Origin of the sequence: Pseudomonas sp. GM60, from assembly GCF_000282415.1 — a bacterium.
Lineage (GTDB): Bacteria > Pseudomonadota > Gammaproteobacteria > Pseudomonadales > Pseudomonadaceae > Aquipseudomonas > Aquipseudomonas migulae.
Window position 1 is genome coordinate 22883 of the sequence record NZ_AKJI01000027.1, and the last position, 20704, is coordinate 43586.

The 20704-nt window shown below is 60.0% G+C and carries 21 protein-coding genes; 11 read left to right on the forward strand and 10 right to left on the reverse strand.

The window, feature by feature from the left end; all coding sequences use genetic code 11:
• Entirely contained in the window at positions 1-1158 is a 1158-nt protein-coding gene (gene emhA / locus PMI32_RS24070) for an efflux RND transporter periplasmic adaptor subunit EmhA (RefSeq protein WP_008025666.1), read from the reverse strand.
• Between the two features lie 268 nt (positions 1159-1426).
• Between emhA and emhR the strand changes: the two genes are divergently transcribed.
• Positions 1427-2059 (forward strand): efflux system transcriptional repressor EmhR, encoded by a 633-nt coding sequence (emhR, locus tag PMI32_RS24065; RefSeq protein ID WP_008025668.1) that lies wholly within the window; start codon positions 1427-1429, stop codon positions 2057-2059.
• Positions 2060-2250: 191 nt separating this feature from the next.
• Here emhR and PMI32_RS24060 read toward each other — a convergent pair whose 3' ends face one another.
• From PMI32_RS24060 to PMI32_RS24040, 5 genes are all read right to left on the reverse strand, one after another.
• A complete protein-coding gene (locus PMI32_RS24060) occupies positions 2251-2898 on the reverse strand; it encodes a hypothetical protein (RefSeq protein ID WP_008025670.1) in 648 nt (215 codons plus the stop codon).
• A gap of 111 nt (positions 2899-3009) precedes the next feature.
• Complete coding sequence (locus PMI32_RS24055; protein ID WP_008025672.1) at positions 3010-3708, reverse strand: hypothetical protein; 699 nt, start codon at positions 3706-3708, stop codon at positions 3010-3012.
• A gap of 164 nt (positions 3709-3872) precedes the next feature.
• Entirely contained in the window at positions 3873-4922 is a 1050-nt protein-coding gene (locus tag PMI32_RS24050) for an alkene reductase (protein WP_008025674.1), read from the reverse strand.
• A 29-nt stretch (positions 4923-4951) separates the two neighbouring features.
• Positions 4952-6118 (reverse strand): MFS transporter, encoded by a 1167-nt coding sequence (locus tag PMI32_RS24045; RefSeq protein WP_008025675.1) that lies wholly within the window; start codon positions 6116-6118, stop codon positions 4952-4954.
• A 25-nt stretch (positions 6119-6143) separates the two neighbouring features.
• Positions 6144-6446 (reverse strand): ArsR/SmtB family transcription factor, encoded by a 303-nt coding sequence (locus PMI32_RS24040; protein WP_008025677.1) that lies wholly within the window; start codon positions 6444-6446, stop codon positions 6144-6146.
• A 156-nt stretch (positions 6447-6602) separates the two neighbouring features.
• Between PMI32_RS24040 and PMI32_RS24035 the strand changes: the two genes are divergently transcribed.
• Positions 6603-7181: an acyl carrier protein phosphodiesterase gene (locus PMI32_RS24035; RefSeq protein WP_008025679.1), complete on the forward strand. Its 579-nt coding sequence runs from the start codon at positions 6603-6605 to the stop codon at positions 7179-7181.
• A 45-nt stretch (positions 7182-7226) separates the two neighbouring features.
• On the opposite strand, the gene PMI32_RS24030 is transcribed toward PMI32_RS24035, so the two are convergent.
• Both PMI32_RS24030 and olsB read right to left on the reverse strand, forming a co-directional pair.
• Complete coding sequence (locus PMI32_RS24030) at positions 7227-8018, reverse strand: lysophospholipid acyltransferase family protein (RefSeq protein WP_008025680.1); 792 nt, start codon at positions 8016-8018, stop codon at positions 7227-7229.
• Positions 8018-8773 (reverse strand): L-ornithine N(alpha)-acyltransferase, encoded by a 756-nt coding sequence (gene olsB, locus PMI32_RS24025; protein WP_008025682.1) that lies wholly within the window; start codon positions 8771-8773, stop codon positions 8018-8020. The genes PMI32_RS24030 and olsB overlap by 1 nt, the downstream gene beginning before the upstream one ends.
• 154 nt (positions 8774-8927) lie before the next feature.
• Between olsB and PMI32_RS24020 the strand changes: the two genes are divergently transcribed.
• The 5 genes from PMI32_RS24020 to PMI32_RS24000 all read left to right on the forward strand — a co-directional run bounded on the left by PMI32_RS24020 (position 8928) and on the right by PMI32_RS24000 (position 13400).
• Positions 8928-9806: an acyl-CoA dehydrogenase middle domain-containing protein gene (locus PMI32_RS24020; RefSeq protein WP_008025684.1), complete on the forward strand. Its 879-nt coding sequence runs from the start codon at positions 8928-8930 to the stop codon at positions 9804-9806.
• A gap of 156 nt (positions 9807-9962) precedes the next feature.
• Positions 9963-11057: a serine hydrolase domain-containing protein gene (locus PMI32_RS24015; protein WP_008025685.1), complete on the forward strand. Its 1095-nt coding sequence runs from the start codon at positions 9963-9965 to the stop codon at positions 11055-11057.
• The gene (locus PMI32_RS24010) at positions 11054-11383 is read left to right on the forward strand and encodes a hypothetical protein (RefSeq protein WP_008025687.1); all 330 of its coding nucleotides are present in this window, start codon (positions 11054-11056) and stop codon (positions 11381-11383) included. The genes PMI32_RS24015 and PMI32_RS24010 overlap by 4 nt, the downstream gene beginning before the upstream one ends.
• A 267-nt stretch (positions 11384-11650) precedes the next feature.
• Positions 11651-12241 (forward strand): YceI family protein, encoded by a 591-nt coding sequence (locus PMI32_RS24005; RefSeq protein ID WP_008025688.1) that lies wholly within the window; start codon positions 11651-11653, stop codon positions 12239-12241.
• A gap of 1 nt (position 12242) precedes the next feature.
• On the forward strand, positions 12243-13400 hold the full coding sequence (locus PMI32_RS24000) for a phospholipase D-like domain-containing protein (RefSeq protein ID WP_008025690.1): 1158 nt from the start codon (positions 12243-12245) through the stop codon (positions 13398-13400).
• Positions 13401-13528: 128 nt separating this feature from the next.
• Here PMI32_RS24000 and bglX read toward each other — a convergent pair whose 3' ends face one another.
• Positions 13529-15820 (reverse strand): beta-glucosidase BglX, encoded by a 2292-nt coding sequence (gene bglX, locus PMI32_RS23995; protein WP_008025693.1) that lies wholly within the window; start codon positions 15818-15820, stop codon positions 13529-13531.
• A 239-nt stretch (positions 15821-16059) separates the two neighbouring features.
• Between bglX and PMI32_RS23990 the strand changes: the two genes are divergently transcribed.
• The 4 genes from PMI32_RS23990 to PMI32_RS23975 all read left to right on the forward strand — a co-directional run bounded on the left by PMI32_RS23990 (position 16060) and on the right by PMI32_RS23975 (position 19550).
• Positions 16060-16668 carry a LemA family protein gene (locus tag PMI32_RS23990; protein WP_008025694.1) on the forward strand — a complete coding sequence of 203 codons (609 nt, stop codon included), beginning with the start codon at positions 16060-16062 and terminating at the stop codon, positions 16666-16668.
• A 34-nt stretch (positions 16669-16702) separates the two neighbouring features.
• Entirely contained in the window at positions 16703-17461 is a 759-nt protein-coding gene (locus PMI32_RS30865) for a TPM domain-containing protein (protein WP_008025696.1), read from the forward strand.
• A gap of 28 nt (positions 17462-17489) precedes the next feature.
• Positions 17490-18107 carry a TPM domain-containing protein gene (locus PMI32_RS23980; protein WP_008025698.1) on the forward strand — a complete coding sequence of 206 codons (618 nt, stop codon included), beginning with the start codon at positions 17490-17492 and terminating at the stop codon, positions 18105-18107.
• A 228-nt stretch (positions 18108-18335) separates the two neighbouring features.
• The gene (locus tag PMI32_RS23975; protein ID WP_008025700.1) at positions 18336-19550 is read left to right on the forward strand and encodes a class I SAM-dependent methyltransferase; all 1215 of its coding nucleotides are present in this window, start codon (positions 18336-18338) and stop codon (positions 19548-19550) included.
• Between the two features lie 111 nt (positions 19551-19661).
• Here the strand turns inward: PMI32_RS23975 and PMI32_RS23970 are convergent, their stop codons facing one another.
• Entirely contained in the window at positions 19662-20552 is an 891-nt protein-coding gene (locus PMI32_RS23970; protein WP_008025702.1) for a DMT family transporter, read from the reverse strand.
• Between the last annotated feature and the right edge of the window lie 152 nt (positions 20553-20704).

Consider the following 20704-nt stretch of genomic DNA (forward strand, 5'->3'; position numbering starts at 1 on the left):
TTACTCCCCTTTGCCGCTGGAAGCCTTGTTAGCTGCCTGTGCGGGGGCCGGGTTCTTTGCGCCAACGTTAGTTGCCTCAGTGGCCTTGACTTCAATGCCAGGTTTGACGAATTGCAGCCCTTCGGTGATCAGGCGATCACCGGCTTTCAGGCCGTCCTCGATCAGCCACTGGCTGCCGACAGTGCGGCTGGCCTTGAGCTGACGCAGCTCGACCTTGTTGTCCGCACCGACGACCAGCGCGGTCGGGGAGCCTTTCAGGTCGCGGGTCACGCCTTGTTGCGGCGCCAGGATGGCAGCTGCATTCACGCCGGCCTGAAGCTGGGCGTGAACGAACATGCCGGGCAACAGGGTGTGATCAGGGTTCGGGAACACCGCACGCAGGGTGACGGAACCGGTGGTCTGGTCAACCGAGACTTCGGAGAATTCGAGCTTGCCGTCGAGCTTGTACTGGCTGCCGTCTTCGAGGGTCAGCTTGACCGCAGCCGAGTTGTCGCCGGCCTTTTGCAGGCGACCGCTTTCCAGTTCGCGGCGCAGTTCAAGCAGCTCTACCGAGGACTGGGTGACGTCGACGTAGATCGGGTCGAGTTGCTGGATCACAGCCATGGCGTCCGCCTGGCCACTGGTGACCAGCGCGCCTTCGGTCACGCTGGAACGACCGATGCGACCGGACAGTGGCGCATAGACCTTGGTGTAGCGCACATTGATCTGGGCGCTTTGCAGGGCGGCTTCCGATTGCAGGCGGTTGGCCTGTGCGGTGTCGTATTCCTGACGGCTCACAGCCTGTTCGTTGACCAGTTGCTTGTAGCGATCGGAGATCGACTTGGTCTGTTGCAGGTTGGCTTCGGCGCTTTTCAGCGTGGCTTCATAGACGGCTGGATCGATCTGATACAGCTGTTGGCCGGCCTTGACGTCGCCGCCTTCCTTGAACAGACGTTTGAGAATGATGCCGTTGACCTGCGGGCGAACTTCCGCGATGCGGTAGGCGCTGGTGCGGCCCGGCAGCTCGGACGTCAGGGTGAAGGCTTGAGGTTGCAGGGTGACAACGCCGACCTGAGGCGGTGGAGCGGCCGGTGCCGCTTCTTCCTTTTTGCATCCGCTGAGCAGCGATGCCAAGGCGACGGCAGTGACCAGAGCGGTAACAGCTGGCTTGAATTGCATGAAAATCCTCGGGTCAGGCGCGCAAAAAAACGCACAAGAAAAGATGGAAGGTTAAAAATTGGGTACCGGGTGGATAAGTAGCATGCTAAGGAATATACTTACATTCACGGTTGTTTGTAAATACCTTGGCTGTGTACCCTCGCTGTTACAGAGGCCGTCGCAAGGTTGGAATTGTAGGCCCGGGGACGAGTCCCAAGAGCGCTCGCCCCACTTTTATTCAGCTGATATTCAGACATCGCTGAAGCATCCTGATTGAGGTTGTACTGCCATGGTCCGTCGCACCAAAGAGGAAGCTCAAGAAACCCGCAGCCAGATACTCGAGGCGGCCGAAAAAGCCTTTTTCGAGCGGGGCGTGGCCCGCACGACGCTGGCGGACATCGCAACCCTGGCCGGCGTCACTCGCGGCGCCATCTACTGGCATTTCAGCAACAAGGCCGATCTGGTGCAGGCCATGCTCGACAGCTTGCATGAGCCCCTTGATGAGCTGGCCAAAGCCGCGGAGAGCGAAGACGAGCTCGATCCGCTGGGCTGCATGCGTCGGCTGCTGATTCATTTGTTTCATGAAGTTGCGCTGGACCCCAAGACCCGGCGCATCAACGAGATTCTGTTTCATAAGTGCGAATTCACCGATGAAATGTGCGATCTGCGCCAGCAGCGCCGAACGGCCAGCCTCGAATGCAACACGCGCATTGGCCTGACCCTGCGTAATGCGGTGAATCGCGGGCAGTTGCCGGAAAATCTCGACACCGCCCGTGCGGCCATCAGCATTCATGCCTATATAGATGGCCTGCTGTACCAATGGTTGCTCGCGCCGGACAGCTTTGAACTGCATATCGATGCCGAACGTTGGGTCGATACCGGGCTGGACATGCTGCGTTTCAGTCCCAGCCTGCAAAAATGAAGCAACATGCGTAATTGGATCCGTTTATGTCAATAGACGCGGGCGAAGATCAACTCTTCGCCCGCTTTGACGTACTGGGGTGCTTTTATATAGGGACGCGCTTCAGGATGACAGGTAGCGAGCTACGTATTTTGTAGGAAATTTGTGTCGCAGATGTGAAAAGCCAAGAGCGATCCCCAGTGGTCGCTGCTTCAGCCCAGTGTGATTTCCACCTCAAAGTTGAAAGGCTGATCCTCTGCCATGCGGGTGATTTTGGTGGAACAATTGATTTTGGATGAGCCAATGGAGGTGACGGTGTTTTTTACCGTTGCCCTGTGTCTTGGCGAAATAACGCCGAAGGATTTGTTCATGATCATGCCGAGGTCAAAACGTACCCCGACGTTCTGATCGATAAAATCCACGAATTGATTGAACATGATTTTGTTCTTTGGCCACGGCGCGGCGTACGTATAGGCAAAGTCGGATTTGAATGCTGTCTTTGCGTGAGCCCGGAGCAGGAATGACTCGCGCTCTGATGGGTGTAAAGGCAGACTGGTTTGTGCGATTTTAAAAGTGTGCGGTGTGTTGTTAATGAGTTTGACGATCACACGAGTGTTTTTCGAGCTTTCATCTTGATGTCGCCACTGTTCTATTTTCTGATTCAACTCGCGTTCTGACTCGATTTTTTCGAGGAGGCCGATTAATTCCACCTCGGCGATCCCTATCAACTCATCCAGTGCTTGCTGATTCTCTTCGCTGAATAGTAGTGGTGTCAGGTTGTAAAGTGTGCCAATGGAAGTGTAATTGAAAAACGATAGTAGATCTTCGTACTTGTTACTGGTTTCTTTGATGTCGTTCATGTCGATTTTTTATTTTGCTAAGTAGGTGAGCTCCAGGTGCTTTTACCTGGGGGTTTATTTATTAAGAAGCGCAGATGCTGCTGAGCACCGCTTTGAACGCAATCGGGTTCTTCAGGCTAATTCACCAAGAGTAATTAGCACGCCGTAGCTATAAGGACTCTCTCTCATGCCTCGTGAGAGGCTGGAAGTACAAGTCAGTGAAGATTTACCAATAGAGTTTATCTGGTGATCCGCGTAGGGGGTTGACTTGCCGCCCGAATGCCTTAAATAAAGCTGCGAGGAAAAATCGAATGCGAATTTTTCGCTACGATACGTAAAGCCGTGGTTCACTTTGCTCGACACATGAATCTGCCGATGGGGGATACGTTGAGGTATGTCGCTGCGCAGTATGAATGACGTGTACTGCAAGGGCTTGATTTCATAGTCTTGAGCGGGGAGTTTGTCGTTGTTCCAGCTGGAGTAATCGAGTTTGAAAGTTTCTTCGGTAGCATTGAAGATGTAGAAGAGAACACTGGTGTGAGATTTTATGCGTTTAAGGGATGCCCAGGTTTCTTCCTCCCTCTTGAGGCTTTCCTTGCCAAGGGCCTCAAAGTATTTATCGACTTCCAGTTCTGTTCTTAGTCTTTCCTGGGTCTCAGGAGAAAAAAGAGTTGTGGCAGCACTTTGAAGAAAGCTTAGTATCATCGGAAAAGTGGAAAGAGTTGCAAGAGTGCTGGCTTGCTCGTAGAGGTTTTTTTCAAATGTCACATTCTGAATGTCTTCGTAGACTTCCTGGTCTTCGGAGGCGGCCTTTATAGGGGTATCATCCATGATGTCGATCTCTCTTGAGTTGAGTTGAATTGAGAGATTGAATATATCAGCGAGTCAAAAGGTCTGTTAGTTGGGTGTGTATTTGTTTGTTGCACGTGGTTGATGGAGCGCATAAAAAAGCCCCGGCTCTTTCGAGCCGGGGCTTTGCAATTGTTTAGTTGAAGTTACATCGCTGGATAGTCGATATAACCGACCGGGCCTTTGCCGTAGAACAACTCCGGACGCGCTTCGTTCAGCGGCGCATCGGCCTTCAACCGTGCCGGCAAATCCGGGTTGGCAATGAACGGCACACCGAAGGCGACCGCGTCAGCCTTGCCACTGGCCAGCCAGGCGTTGGCGCTGTCCTTGGTGAAGCGTTCGTTGACGATGTACGGACCGCCGAAGGCTTCCTTGATTTGCGGGCCGAGGCTGTCGGTGCCTTCTTTTTCGCGGGAGCAGATGAACGCGATGCCACGTTTGCCCAGTTCGCGAGCGACGTAGGTGAAGGTTTCGGCGAGGTTGTCGTCACCCATGTCATGGGAGTCTGCACGCGGTGCCAGGTGCACACCAACGCGGCCGGCGCCCCAGACTTCGATGGCGGCATCGGTCACTTCCAGCAGCAGGCGTGCACGGTTTTCCACGGAGCCGCCGTATTGGTCGGTACGCTGGTTGGTGCTGCTTTGCAGGAACTGGTCGAGCAGGTAACCGTTGGCACCGTGGATTTCCACGCCATCAAAACCGGCGGCCTTGGCGTTTTCGGCACCGACGCGGTAAGCGTCGACGATGTCGGCGATTTCAGCGGTTTCCAGAGCGCGCGGCGTCGGGTAATCGGCCAGTGGGCGAACCAGGCTAACGTGACCTTTGGGCTGGATGGCGCTCGGTGCGACCGGTTTTTCGCCGTTCAGGTACGACTCGTGGGAAACCCGGCCGACGTGCCACAGTTGCAGGAAGATCTTGCCGCCCGCGCCGTGGATCGCCTTGGTGACGTTGGTCCAGCCGCGCACTTGATCGTTGGACCAGATGCCCGGAGTGTCCGGGTAGCCAACGCCCATCGGCGTGACCGAGGTGGCTTCGCTGAGGATCAGGCCGGCCGAGGCGCGTTGAACGTAGTACTCGGCCATCAGCGCGTTCGGCACACGACCTTCGTCGGCGCGGCAGCGGGTCAGCGGAGCCATGATGATGCGGTTGGCCAACTCGAGGTCGCCCAGTTTGATCGGATCGAAAATAGTTGTCATGAAATGCACCCTCGTGAGGTATCAGTGAGTCAGTTGGTAGCAGGGGCCAGTTCGGGATTACCGCTCTGACGGAAAGTAATCAGGGTCACCAGCAGGGCGAGTACCGCCAGTGCGGCGGCCGCCAGTGGCACGCTGGTCAGGCCGTAGCCGTGGGCGATGACGCTGCCGCCGACCCAGGCACCGAGTGCGTTGCCGACGTTGAAGGCGCCGATGTTCAGGGTCGACACCAGGTTCGGTGCAGCCTTGCCGTAGGTCACCACGTTCACTTGCAGGGCGGGTACGGCGGCAAAGCACGCGGTAGCCCAGAGGAACAGGGTGATTTCGGTCGGGATCAGCGCAACGCTCGTCCAGGTCAGCACGGTGGACACCACGGCCATGCTGATGAACACCCCGATCAGCGTCGCCGCCAGGCCTTTGTCGGCCAGTTTGCCGCCGATGATGTTGCCGACCGTCAGGCCCAGACCGATGAGCATCAGCGTCCAGGTCACGCCGCGTGGCGAGACGCCGGTCACCTCGCCCAGCAGCGGGGCGACGTAGGTGAACAAGGTGAACACCGACGCGGCGAACAGCGCGGTCATGCTCAACGACAGCCAGATACCGGCGCCTTTGAGGGCACGCAGCTCGGCGCGCATGTCGAGTTTCTCTTCATCGCGCTTGGCCGGCAGGAAACGGATCAGGCCAATCAAGGCGATTACGCCGATAACGGTCACCGCCCAGAACGTCGAGCGCCAGCCGGCTTGTTGACCCAGCGCGGTGCCCAGCGGCACGCCGAGGACGTTGGCCAGGGTCAGGCCGGTGAACATCAGGGCCACGGCCGAAGCGCGTTTGTTGGCTGGCACCAGACCCGCAGCCACTACCGAACCGATACCGAAGAACGCACCGTGGCAAAGGGCAGTCACCACTCGGGCAAACATCAGCACGTTGTAGTCACTGGCCACTGCGCAGAGCAGATTGCCGATGATGAATATCCCCATCAACGCCACCAGTGCGGCCTTGCGCGGCAGCCTGGCGGTGGCCAGTGCCATGAACGGCGCACCGATGGCCACGCCCAGGGCGTAACCGGTCACCAGCCAGCCGGCGCCGGGGATCGACACACCGAGGTCAGCCGCCACATCGGGCAGCAAGCCCATGATGACGAACTCGGTGGTGCCGATGGCGAAGGCGCTCAAGGCCAGGATGAGGAGCGAGAGGGGCATTGTTGATTCCTTGTCAGCTTAAGGGTCAGAGCTCTTTACTGAAGGTTTTGAGGAATTCCTGGATGGTTTCCTCGTTGCGTTTGAAAAAGTGCCACTGGCCGACTTTGCGGCTGCTGATCAGGCCGGCGCGTTGCAGGGTCGCCAGGTGTGCGGACACCGTGGACTGCGACAAACCGCACCGTTGATCGATCTGCCCGGCGCAGACGCCGTGCTCGTTGCTGTGGGTCTGGTCGGGAAATTCGACGTCCGGGTCTTTGAGCCAGTGCAGGATTTCTCGCCGTACTGGGTGTGCCAGGGCTTTTATTATTTCGTCGAGGTCGAGGTTCATGGCTTGGGGCTCGTGATGAGTAAAACGCTATATCGCGATGAGGCGAACTTTAAATCGGTATTTCGCGATATACCAATATGATTTTGATCTGATGATCGCGTAAATCGGTATATCGGGTTATAACGATATGAATGCCGCAGTGTTAAGCTGGGCGGCATGAACTATCTCGCACATCTTCACCTCGGTGGCCAGCGTCCCGGTCAATTGCTCGGCAGTCTGTATGGCGATTTCGTCAAAGGACGGCTGCAAGGGCAGTTCGCCCCGGAGATCGAGGCGGCTATCCAGTTGCATCGCAGCATCGACGTGTTTACCGACCGCCATCCGATGGTGGACGTGGCGTTGTCGCGGTTTTCCCTGACCCGCCGGCGTTATGCCGGGATCATGCTCGATGTGTTTTTTGACCATTGCCTGGCGCGGGACTGGACGCTGTACGCCGACCGGCCGCTGGCGCTGTTCACCGGCGACGTGTATCGGGTGCTGTCCAATGAACCGCAATTACCGGAACGCCTGGCGAAGATTGCGCCGCACATGGTGGCGAATGACTGGTTGGGTTCTTACCGGGAGTTCGACGTGTTGGAGCAGGTCCTGCGGGGGATTTCGCGGCGGTTGACCAGGCCCGAGGAACTGGCGGCGGCGATGCAGGAGCTGCGGGTGTTGTATGAGCCGTTGAGCGAGGACTTTCGGTTGTTCTACCCACAGCTACAGGACTTCGCCCAAAACTACCCAACAACATAAATCCCTGTAGGAGCCGGCTTGCCGGCTCCTACAGGGGTTATGTGTTCAGGCAGCGATTGCCGGGCGCATCGGCGCTTGCTGTTTTTCGGGAATCGCGCCGAACAACACCTTCTGCACCGCCTGCTGCGCTTCGAATGCCAGCGCCGCACGTTCCCGGCCTTCGCAGGCAATCGGCTTGAGCAGATGAATCTCCACATCGCCCCGGTCGTTGGCAAACAAGCGCATCAGGTGTGAGAGCAAGTCATCATCGCCAATGAACGGCGCCAGCGAATCGATTTCACCCTCGCGCAAGTAACGAATCGCCAACGGTTGCAGCTTCGCTTGCGAATCAATCGCCGCCGACAGCAAGCGACCATGGAAGGTGCGCAACGAACGGCCATCGGTGGTGGTGCCTTCCGGGAACATCAGCAGCGGGTGCGCTTGCTCCAGGTGGCGCGTCATCTGTTTGCGGATCAACTGACTGTCACCCGAACCACGGCGGATAAACAGGCTGCCGGCCTTGGCCGCCAACCAGCCCGCCACCGGCCAGGTGCGCACTTCGGCCTTGGACAGGAACGACATCGGCGTGAGCATGCCCAGTAGCGGAATGTCCGTCCAGGACACGTGGTTGCTGACCCAGAGCATCGGCTCCTTCGGCAATTCACCGTGCACGGTCACGCGAAAGGGCAGGGCATTCGCCAGGCGCGCCATGAAAAACCGCGACCAGCGCTGACGGCGGACCATCGAATGGGCGATGCCCAAGCGTTCGAACAAACCGAAGACACTGGCCATGCTCAGCCCCAATGCCACCACGACCAACACTCGCGCAATCCGCGCGTACACCCGCAGGCGGCTCATTACACAGCCGCCTTGAAGTGCTTGGCGTAGCGCGGGCAGAGTTCGTCGCGTTTGAGCAGGATGAACACGTCGGCAACCTGGAAGTCTTCGTCCCAGCACGGCTCGCCGCAGATCTTCGCACCGAGACGCATGTAGGCCTTGAGCAGCGGCGGCATTTCGGCGATGACGTTGGAGGGGATGTCCAGAACCGGCAACGGTTTTTTCGGTTCGGCGCGCAGGTTCTCGGTGCACAGATAACGCTCGCGCAGACGCTGCATGATCGCGTGAGCCTGGATGCCGCCGTCTTGCATCGGGATGCTCGCGCAACCCATCAGATAACTGTAGCCGCCCTGGTTCAGGACTTCGGCCAGTTCCCCCCAGAGCACTGCGATGGTCCCGCCGTTGCGGTAGGCCGGGTCGACACAGGTACGGCCGATTTCGAGGATCGGGCCTTTGAGTTGGATCAGACCGTGCAGGCTGAATTCTTCTTCGCTGTAAAACTTGCCCAGGCTGCTGGCGGCGGTGTGGTCGAGCAAACGGGTGGTTGCCACCAGGCGACCGGTGTTCAGGTCACGCACGCCGATGTGGGCGCAGTGAACGTCATAGTCATCCATGTCCAGACCCAGTTCCGCGCCTTTGAGCTTGGCGTTGAACTCGCCGCTGAACACGTTGAAGCGCAAAGCCTGGGCTTCCTGCAAGGCCTCGGCGCCCACCAGGCGTTCGGCTTGCAGGCGGCGTTCATTGCCGGTGTCGCTGATGCGGGCGATCTGAGTCATTGCGATTCTCCGTGCGGGCTGGTCACCCGTCTTGGGTTAGAGCCGATCGACTTTCTTTATGCGGCCGTGTTGTGCAAAGTCAGGCTATGTAGCCCCGGTGTCATCGCCATGAAGCTTTGGTGATGCTTATATGACAGCCCACAAGGAGCCTCTTATGCCCTGGCAAACCCTGTTGAAACGCCGCGATCGCTTGCCCGCCAATCCGGACCTCGGTGAAGGCTTCGCGACCTTGTTGCAGCAGTTGGGCACGGTCACGCCGTTTGAGTTGGCGGTGGGCGGTGGACGCCTGATGGCGACACCGGGGCTGGCGTTTCTGGTGGGCTATCAGGCGGCTTTACGCATGCTGTGGCCGAGCGCGCCGCCGAGTCTTGGCGCGTTGTGCGCGACCGAGCAACGCAGCCTGCGGGTGGCGGACATGCAGACGCGCCTGAGCGAACTGCGCCTGAGCGGACGCAAGGATTTCGTGACCGCCGGCGATGCGGCCGACTGGCTGCTGATCGCTGCGCGCAGTGAAGCGCCTGGCGAGTCGCCGCGCCTGAGCCTGGCGGTGGTTTATCCCGGTGAGCCGGGTGTGCGTCTGGAAAAACTCCCGCCGATCCCGCTGATGCCGGACATCAGTCATGGCCGGCTGTTTCTCGACCATGCCTTGTGTGAATTGCTGGCGGGGGATGGCTGGGACGCGTACGTCAAACCGTTCAGAACGCTGGAGGACGTCTATGTGTTGAGCGCGATGACAGCGTGGTTGTATGGCGTCGGCCAGGACAGCGACTGGCCGCAGGCCTTGCAGTTGCGTTTGCTGGCGCTGTTGGCCGGGTGTGCGGAAATGAGCCGGCAGGCGCCGAACAATCCGGCGGGGCATGTGTTGCTGGGCGGGTTGTTTGCGCAGTTCGACGGGTTGAAGGTTGAGGTGAACCAGGCATTGGCCGATGGCCCGCCGCAGTGGACGGCGATGTGGCAGCGGGATCAGGCGGTGATGGATTTGGCGGCGGGGGCGCGGGGCAAGCGGTTGGCCAAGGCGTTGGCGGCGATCTGACGGGCCTCTTCGCGGGCAAGCCTCGCTCCTACAGGAGAGCGCATACCTCTGTAGGAGCGAGGCTTGCCCGCGAAGGCGTCTTCATTGACGACACAAACTCCAAAACTGTCATCAACCTCAACTAGGCTCAGCAATCAAATCCGCCGAGCCCCCACCATGTTCAAAGGCGTGTCCCTGTTTTTCATGCTGCTGCTCAGTCTCTCGACCCAGGCCGAAACCTGGCCCACCGAGCAATGGTCGCCCGGCCTCACCCCGAGCGGCCCGGCGCTGCAAGCCCTGGAAACCTACGCCTTCCCGCCCCGTGATGACATCAGCCGAAAAGGCATCCGCACCGACGCTTTGCTGGTGATCCGCGACGGTCAGTTGATCTACGAACGCTACGCCGGCCCGACCAGCGCCGACACGCCGCACCTGACCTGGTCGATCAGCAAGAGCCTCATGGCCACGGTGCTCGGCGTCGCCTATGGCGAAGGCCTGTTCAAATTGCAGGACCCGGCGCTGAAGTTCTATCCAGCGCTGGAAAAGCACCCGGCGATCACCCTGGCCGATCTGCTGCACTGGGCCTCGGGCCTGGACTGGCAGGAAGACTATGAATACGCGCCGTTGAAGTCCTCGGTGGTGGCGATGCTCTACACCCGCGGCCATCACGACATGGCCGCCTTCACCACCGATCACGCCGAGTACGCCAAGCCCGGTCAGGCTTTTCGCTATTCCAGCGGCGACAGCAATCTGTTGTCCGCGGCGCTGAAAAACATCGTCGGCCCGGCGCGTTATCCCGACTATCCATGGACCGCGCTGTTCGAGCCGCTGGGGATTCGTCACGCGGTGTGGGAAACCGACGGCACGGGCACTTTCGTCGCCTCGTCCTATGCCTACCTCACCGCCCGCGACCTGGCGCGAGTCGGCTTGTTGATGGCGCGTGACGGCCGTTGGGGGGACCGGCAATTGCTGCCCAAAGACTGGGTCACCTTCAATCGCGAGTCCTTCGCCCACTATCAAGCGAATCAGGACGACGCAGTGCCGGGCGGTCAGTGGTGGCTCAATCGCGCCGTGGATGGCGCCGCACAACCCTGGCCCGATGCACCTCCCGATACCTTCGCCGCACTTGGCCATTGGGGGCAGGCGATGTACGTGATCCCCAGCGAAAAACTGGTGATCGTGCGCTACGGCGACGACCGCGACGGTAGCTACAACCACAACGCATTGCTCAACCTTTCGCGCAAGGCATTCGCCGGGAAGGTGCAGCCATGAGCCGTCGCCCGTTTGTCCGCCGCCGACCGTTCAGCTCGCTGTTGTTGATCCTGCTGATCGCCTTGCTTGGCTGGATCTGGCACGAGCGCGTGGCGCTATGGGCCTTCCCGGACATCATCAGCGCCTACACCGCCAAGGAATACTGCTCGTGCCGATACGTGATGGACAACGACGCCGAGTATTGCCGTGGCTATGTGAAACAATGGCTGCCCTTCAGCGGTTTTACCGATGACGCCACCGGCAAACGCGTGACGGTCAGCGGCATGGGCCGCAGCAACAGCGCGCAATGGATCGGCGAACACCAAGGCTGCCGTCTGCAACCCTGACAGGTCGTCTTTGTAGGAGCCGGCTTGCCGGCGATGGCAATCTCCGGAACGCCATCGCCAGCAAGCCGGCTCCTACAGGTTTGGCGTGAACCTTCAATCTCGAGCACACCGCAAATCCGTAGGAGCCGGCTTGCTGGCGATGGCGATCTTTCGGGCGCTATCGCCGGCAAGCCGGGCTCCTACAGGTGCTGTGTTTGGACGTCGCGGTTTGCAATGCGCTCGCGGGCGGTTAAGGTTCGTTCAGGTTTATCTGCCCCACGAGTCTTTATGTTCAAGCGGTCCCTCACCAAAACCCTCGCCTTTGTGCTGCTGGCCAGCGCTACTTTGTCGGCTCAGGCCAATTGGTACCTGGACGGCGAATCCTCGCGGCTGTCGTTCGTCAGCACCAAAAACGCCAATGTTTCCGAAGTGCAGCGCTTCCTGGTGCTGCATGGCAAGGTCAGTCCCAAAGGCCTGGCCGAGGTGGAAGTCGAGCTGGATTCGATAAACAGCGGCATCCCCTTGCGTGACGAACGCATGCGCAAGGAGCTGTTCGAGATCCAGAACTTTCCCGAAGCGTTGATCACTGCGCAGATTGATTTGCGCCCGATCAACGACCTCGCTCCCGGTGCGCAACTCGAGCTGCGCTTGCCGGTCACCGTCAACCTCCACGGCAAAACCCGTGAGTACAACGCCGAGCTGTTGGCGACTCGCCTCGATGACCGACGCTTTCAAGTGGTGACGCTCGAACCGCTGGTGATCAACGCCGAGGATTTTGATCTGGCGCCGGGGCTGGACAGCTTGCGCAAGGTCGCCGGGTTGTCGGCCATCAGTCTGTCGGTGCCGGTGGGTGCGGTGCTGATTTTCACGGCGCGCTGACATGGCCGGCGCGATTTTTCCCTGGCGTGAAGGCAACAGCTTCGAACTGCTGATCGACGGTCCGCAGTTCTTTCCGCGGATGCTGGTCGCGATTGCGCGCGCCGAGGAACAAGTCGAACTGGAGCTGTACCTGGTGGAGGCGGGCGCGTGTGCCGAGGCCATGGTTCAGGCACTGGTCCAGGCCGCCGAGCGCGGCGTGCGGGTGCGCTGCCTGTTCGATGATTACGGCAGCCTCGCGTTTACCCTGACCCTGCGTCAGCGGCTGATGGCGGCCGGCGTAGAGCTGCGCTTCTACAACCGCCTGAGCTGGCGGCGCTGGGTCGGCAATTTCTACCGCGATCATCGCAAGCTGTTGCTGGTCGATCAGAGCATGGCCGTAGTCGGCGGCACCGGTGTCACCGATGAGTTCTGGACGCCGGGCGAAGACGCCAGCGAATGGCACGAAGTGATGGTGGAAATCACCGGCCCTCTGGTCATCGACTGGCAGTTGTTGTTCGATCGCCAATGGATCGCCAACCGCCATCGCCGCGCCTGGAAACCTGCCTCGCATTTCGGTTTGCCGCGATTGCCCCGCGTGCCGCCGATGGGCGAGGGCATGGGCCGGGTCGCGTATGCCGACGCCCGCCAACACCGCGATATCCTGCAATCGCTGGTTCGTGCGCTGAACAGCGGGCAAAAGCGAATCTGGCTGGCCACACCGTATTTCCTGCCGACGTGGAAAGTCCGCCGCTCGTTGCGTCGGGCGGCAGCTCGAGGCGTTGATGTGCGTCTGTTATTGACCGGTCCGCGCACCGATCACCCGTCGGTGCGTTATGCCGGGCATCGCTACTACCCGCGATTGCTCAAGGCCGGGGTGCAGATCTTCGAATACCAGCCGTGTTTCCTGCACCTGAAAATGGTGCTGGTCGATGATTGGGTGAGCATTGGCTCATGCAACTTCGATCACTGGAATTTGCGATTCAACCTGGAAGCCAACCTTGAAGCTCTGGACCCGGGGCTGACGCGTGCGGTGGCGGCGAGTTTCGAGAATGACTTTGCGCAGAGCCAGGAAGTCAGCCTGGAGGCCTGGCAACGCCGACCGCTGTGGCGGCGGGTGAAGCAAAGGATTTGGGGATGGGTGGATCGGCTGGTGGTGAATCTGCTGGATCGTAGAGGCTGATCCCGCTCTTCTGAACACCACAAACCACTGTGGGAGCGAGCCTGCTCGCGATGAGGCCCTGACATTCAACATCTCAGTTGACTGTCAGGCCGCCATCGCGAGCAGGCTCGCTCCTACAGGGGGCGGTGTTACAGGAGTTCGAAGCTCTGCTGCGTCACGTCCTGGGAGTCCAGGCCGATCTGCACGTTGAACTTGCCTGGCTCTGCTGCGTACTTCAACTGAGCGTTGAAGAACTTCAGGTCATCCTCGGTGATGGTGAAGTGCACGACTTTCTGTTCACCGGCCTTGAGCGTGATTTTCTGGAAGTTCTTCAGTTCCTTCAGTGGCCGGATCATCGAGCCGGTCACGTCCTGGATGTACAGCTGCACCACGGTTTCGCCGTCGCGCTTGCCGGTGTTTTTCACCATGACGCTGGCGTCGAGCTTGCCGGTCTTGTTCAGCGTGGTCGATGACAGGGCCATGTCGGTCAGGCTGAAATCGGTGTAGCTCAGACCGAAGCCGAACGGAAACAGGGGGCCGGTGGTGTCATCGAAATACTGCGAGGTGTAGTTGCCCGGTTTGCCCGGCGTGAACGGCCGGCCAATGCTCAGGTGGTTGTAGTAGGTCGGAATCTGACCCACCGAACGCGGGAAGGTGATCGGCAGTTTGCCCGACGGGTTGTAGTCGCCGAACAGCACGTCGGCGATGGCGTTGCCGCCTTCGGTGCCGCTGAACCAGGTTTCCAGAATCGCGTCAGCCTGGTCTTTCTCTTCGAGAATCGACAGCGGACGGCCGTTCATCAACACCAGCACCAGCGGTTTGCCGGTGGCTTTCAACGCCTTGATCAGGTCGCGCTGATTGGCCGGGATGTTCAGGTCGGTGCGGCTGGAGGATTCGTGGGACATGCCACGGGATTCGCCGACCGCCGCGACGATCACGTCCGCATCCTTGGCGGCTTTCACCGCTTCGTCGATCAGCACTTGCGCCGAGCGCGGGTCATCGACCACTTCCGGTGCGTCGAAGTTGAGGAAGTTCAGGTAATCCAGAACCTTCTTGTCGCTGGTGATGTTGGCGCCACGGGCGTAGACCAGCGTCGCCTTGTCGGCCACGGCAGCGTTCATGCCGTCGAACAGTGTCACCGATTGCGCGGGACGACCGGCGGCGGCCCAGCTGCCCATCATGTCGATCGGTGCCTTGGCCAACGGGCCGGTCAGCATGATCTTCGCGGTTTTCTTCAACGGCAGGGTTTCGCCCTGGTTCTTCAACAACACCAGGCTGCGGCGCGCAACGTCGCGGGCCTCGGCGCGGTGCAGGCGGCTGTCGGCGTAGGTGTCGGCCGGATCATCTTCCGCCTTGCCGATGCGCAGGTACGGGTCCTTGAACAGGCCCATGTCGTACTTGGCGGCGAGCACTTCACGCACGGCGTTGTCGATGTCGCTTTGCTCGATCTCACCGGCCTTCAACAGCCCCGGCAGTTCTTTGCCGTACAGGGTGTCGTTCATGCTCATGTCGATGCCGGCCTTGATCGCCAGCTTCGCAGCTTCGCGACCGTCAGCGGCAACACCGTGCTTGATCAGCTCGAAAATCGCCCCGTGGTCGCTGACCGCCAGGCCTTTGAAGCCCCATTCCTTGCGCAACAGGTCGTTCATCAGCCAGGTGTTGGCGGTGGCCGGTACGCCGTTGATCGAGTTCAACGCAACCATGACGCCGCCGGCGCCGGCGTCAATCGCCGCGCGGTACGGTGGCAGGTAGTCCTGGTACATCTTGACCGGGCTCATGTCGACGACGTTGTAGTCGCGACCACCCTCGACCGCGCCGTACAAGGCGAAGTGCTTGACGCTGGCCATGATGCTGTCGGCCGCGTTCGCACCGGTGCCCTGGAAGGCCCGGACCATGACGCCGGCAATGCGCGACACCAGGTAGGTGTCTTCGCCGAAGCCTTCGGAGGTGCGGCCCCAACGCGGGTCACGGGAAATGTCGACCATCGGCGCGAAGGTGATGTCGAGGCTGTCCGCCGCGGCTTCCTTGGCGGCGATGCGCCCGGACAGGCCGATGGCGTCCATGTCCCAGCTCGAAGCGAGGGCGATAGGGATCGGGAAAATCGTGCGGTGGCCGTGGATTACGTCGTAGGCGAAGAACATCGGGATCTTCAACCGGCTGCGCATCGCCGCGTCCTGCATCGGACGGTTTTCCGGACGGGTAATCGAGTTGAACGTACCGCCGATGTTACCGGCGGCAATTTCCTTGCGGATCAGCTCCCGAGGCATTTCCGGGCCGATGCTGATCAAGCGCAACTGGCCGATTTTTTCATCGAGGGTCATCTGCTTCATCAGGTTGCTGATGAAAGCGTCCTTGTTTTCCAGAGGTGTGGGCGTCGTGGCGGCCAATACGTTATGACTGGCCAGGCTGACGAACAGGCCCAGCAAACACAGCTTCTTCATGAATGGTTTTCTCAAAAGCCCAAACGGCAGTGAATACGCGCCGGTCAGCCAAAATTTAGGGAGCGACTATTGTTGTTCAAGTAAATGCGGGCACACTTGCGCAGTGTTTTCGCGCAGGGGCATCTTTTAGCCCATTGGCTCGATGCAATCCAGTGGCGGCGGCAGATTATGCCCGAAGAGTCCGGTCAGGAGGTTGCTGGTTGTTTTATCAACGGAATGTGCACGGGAGCGTCAACCAGATGAATGTACGACATCACACTCGGTCGAGCCTGCAGGTCGCAGCCTTGATGTTGCTGACCACGTTGCTGGCCGGTTGCGGCATCAACAATATTCCGACCCTCGACGAACAGGCCAAGGCCGCCTGGGGCCAGGTGCAGAACCAGTACCAGCGCCGCGCCGACCTGATCCCCAACCTGGTGGAAACCGTCAAAGGCTATGCGAAACACGAGGAGGAAACCCTGACTGCGGTGATCGAAGCCCGGGCCAAGGCGACGTCGATTCAGGTGGATGCCAGCACCCTCGACAACCCCGAGAAACTCAAGCAGTTCCAGCAGGCGCAGGATCAGCTGACCGGTGCCTTGAGCCGTTTGATGGTGGTGTCCGAGCGTTATCCGGACCTCAAGGCCAACCAGAATTTCCTGGCGTTGCAATCGCAACTGGAAGGCACCGAGAATCGCATCGCCGTGGCGCGTCGGGATTTCATTCTCGCGGTGCAGAACTACAACACCGAAATCCGCACTTTCCCGGGCCGCTTGTGGCACACCGTGATGTACAGCGACTTGCCGATCCGCGAAACCTTTGAAGCCACCACCCCCGGTGCCGAGAAAGCGCCTGAAGTGAAATTCTGACCGGCTTGAAGCATAACCACGGATGAGGTTGCCAATGCGCGTGTTGAATGTGGGCCTGGCGCTGTTGCTTTGGGTGTTTGCTGCCACGGCCCAGGCCGAGCTGAAGTTTCCGGAGTTGACCGGGCGGGTGGTGGACAACGCCGGGATGATCGAGCCGTCGGTGCGCGAGCAGCTGACGCAACAGCTCAATGCCCATGAAAAGGCCACCGGCGAGCAGTTGGTGGTGGTGACGTTGCCGGACTTGCAGGGCGCCGAGATTGCCGACTTCGGTTACCAACTCGGGCGTCATTGGGGCATCGGCCAGAAGGACAAGAACAATGGCGCGCTGCTGATTGTCGCCCGTGATGAGCGCAAGCTGCGGATTGAAGTCGGTTATGGCCTGGAAGATCGCCTGACCGATGCGCAGAGTTCGGTGGTCATCCATCAGGTGATCACCCCGGCGTTCAAGGCCGGTAACTTCAGCAAGGGCATCAGCGACGGGGTCGCGGCGATGCTGGTGGTGTTGGGCGGCAGCCCGCTGGATGAACCGTCGACTATTTATGAGTCGGGCGGCGATCAGGACGGTGATTTTGTTTCCCGACACCCGGGGATTTTCGTGTTTCTGGTGGTGCTGTTCATCCTGACGATATTCGTCTTGCAGATGTTCGGGATTCTGCCGGCGGGCCGAGGCGGGTCGGGCGGTTCGAGTGGTGGTTTCGGCGGTGGAGGTTTTGGGGGTGGCGGCGGTGGAGGCGGGGGCTTCAGCGGCGGTGGGGGCAGTTTCGGGGGCGGCGGTTCGTCGGGCGGCTGGTGATAACAATAATGAACGAGCACTTTAAGACATGGCATTACTGACTGAACACGAACAACGCAAAGTCGCCGAGGCAATCGCCCGGGTCGAGCGCGACACCGACGCCGAGCTGGTGACGGTGCTTGCAGCCCGTGCCGACGACTATGCGTACATCCCGCTGCTATGGGCCAGCCTGCTGGCGCTGGTGGTGCCGGGTGTCGTGCATTATTTGACCGGCTGGCTGACCATGCACAGCCTGCTGCTGGTGCAATGGCTCACCTTCATCGTGCTGTGCCTGGTGTTCCGTATTCCGAAAGTCACCACGCACCTGATCCCGCGCTCGGTGCGTCACTGGCGCGCCTCGAACCTGGCGCGCCGGCAGTTCCTGGAGCAAAACCTGCACCACACCGTCGGCAGCACCGGCATGCTGATTTTCGTTTGCGAGGCCGAGCGCTATGTGGAAATCCTGGTGGACGAAGGGATTTCCAAACGGCTGGACAACAAGAACTGGGACGCCATTGTGGCGGCGTTCACCCAGCAGGTGAAACAGGGGCAGACGTTGCAGGGTTTTGTCACGTGCGTGGAGGCGTGCGGCGAGTTGCTCAAGGTGCACGTGCCGGTGACGCATGTGCGCAATGAGCTGCCGAATCGGTTGGTGGTTCTAGGCTGACGCTGATCCCCTGTGGGAGCGAGCCCGCTCGCGATGGTCGTCAACGATGACGCGGGGTTGCAGGAAAATCGCGGTGCTCTTGAATCCATCGCCGGCAAGCCGGTCTCGCTCCCACAGGGGAATGCGTTCACATGCTGAACCGTTCGGGAAATTAGCCGTGCCCTGAACGGCCATCCCCCCTAAAATACCCGCCATTCCCGATTCGCTCCGCCCGAGGCCGTTTTTTCCATGTCTGTCACCGCCACTCCCGCCAGCCTCGCGCCGGATCACCACGCCCAGTTCATCGACCTGCTGCAAACCAGCCTCGACGCCAATGCCTTCATCAAACTGGTGCTGGCCAAATACGTCGGCACCGAAGCGGATCTGCAACGGCTGATCATCAAGCAACTGACGGTCAAGGATCAGCCTTGCCTGTCCTTCGTCTACCGCTACAAAACCCGCGACATCACCAAGAACCTGCCGCTGGCCGAGGGCGTGGCGACCATCGCCGCGTTGCTGCCGGCCTCGTTCAAAAATGCGCATTTGTTATCGCTGACCGACGAAGCCCAGCTCGAATACAGCAAAAAGGGCAAGTCTTCGCTGTTCAAGAGCAAACCTCAGCAATTGCGCGAAGTGCCGTCCGCCGAGCACAACCGCGAGAAAAACCGCTTCCTCGACCTCAGCCGGCCGTTCCTCGCCGACCTTGGTGTGACCAACAGCAAGCACGAGCTGATCCCGGCGATGTCGCGCAAGTGGAAGCAGATCAACAAGTTCATCGAAGTCTTCAGCCATGCCCTGACCACCTCGCCGCTGGCGCTGGACAAACCGGTGCGGGTCGCGGACTTCGGTTCGGGCAAGGGCTACCTGACGTTCGCGATCCACGACTATTTGCGCAACACCCTGAACGCCAAAGGCGAAGTGACCGGCGTCGAGCTGCGTGAAGAGATGGTCAACCTGTGCAACGCCGCCGCCGCGAAGCTGGAACACCCGGGGCTGGTGTTCAAGTGCGGTGACGTGCGCAGTGTGGCGCCGAGCGAGCTGGACGTGATGATCGCGCTGCATGCCTGCGACATCGCCACTGATTATGCGATCCACACCGGCATTCGTTCCGGCGCGTCGATCATCATGTGCTCGCCGTGCTGCCACAAGCAGATCCGCCTGCAAATCCAGAGCCCGGCGCTGCTCAAGCCGATGCTGCAGTACGGTTTGCACCTGGGTCAGCAAGCGGAAATGGTCACCGACAGTTTGCGTGCGTTGTTTCTTGAAGCCTGCGGTTACGAAACCAAGGTGTTTGAGTTCATCTCACTGGACCACACCAACAAGAACAAGATGATCCTGGCGGTCAAGCGCGCCGAACCGGTGGACCCGGCGCAGTTGTTGGTGAAGATTCAGGAGCTGAAGGATTTCTACCACATCACCGAACATTGCCTGGAAACCCTGCTGCGCGCTGACAACTACCTCTGAAACACCTTGTAGGAGCCGGCTTGCCGGCGATGGCGATTTCATGGACGCCATCGCCGGCAAGCCGGCTCCTACAGGATTGAGTTGTGTCAGTGCATTCGGGGGCGGTTAGAGTTATGCAGTGGCTATACGTGCAGGTTTGACCGCCGTTTTACGCCCCAACATCACCGTCACGATCACCCCGGCAGCAAACAGCCAGGTGATCGGTTCGATGTGTTCACCGAAAAACAACGCCGAGAACGCGATGGTGAAGAAGATCTGCAACAGCTGGATCTGACTGACCCGGGCAATGCCACCCATGGCCAACCCGGCGTACCAGGCGAAGAAGCCGATGAACTGCGAGAACAGCGAAACATAACCAAAGGCCCACCAGGTCTTGGCCGAAATTTCGCCCTGGTGTTGCAGCGCCAGGTACACCACCGGTCCGATCAACAGCGGCGTCGACAGCACCAGCGCCCAGCAGATCACCTGCCAGCCACCCATTTCCTTGGCCAAACGACCCCCTTCGGCATACCCCAGACCGCCTACGGCAATTGCGCCGAGCATCAGCAAATCACCGGCCTGAATGCTCCCGGCACCGCTGATCAGCGCGTAACCCAGCACCAGCGCACTGCCCAGCGCGGCGCAGGCCCAGAAGGCTTTCGACGGGCGTTCGTGGGACAACCACGCGGCGTACAGCGCCACGCACAAGGGTTGCAGGCCGTTGACCAGTGCGCCGTGGGACGCGGGCAAGGTTTGCATCGCCCAGGCGGATAAAACCGGGAAGCCAAGGATCACGCCGGCGATCACCAGCGTCAGGCCTTTGACCTGTTTCCAGGTCGGCCATTTTTCCCTGCGCCACAGCAACAACAGCGCCGCCGGAATCGCCGCGAACAGCGCACGTCCGAGGCCGTTGAGCAACGGATGGAGTTCCTGCACGACGATCCGTGTGAAGGGCAGGGTCAGGCTGAAAATCACAACGCCGAGCAGGCCGAGGGCCATGCCGGTGTTTTCGCGCGTGGACATGAGGGCAACCAGAATTCAGGGTGGCGGGGAGGTGGCTTCATCTAGCCATAAACTGTGCGGGGTGCGGTGCTACAGCTAGGCGCAGAGTTATCCGTACAGTTTGAGGGTCCCATCGCGAGCAGGCTCGCTCCCACATTTGGAATGCGTTCCCC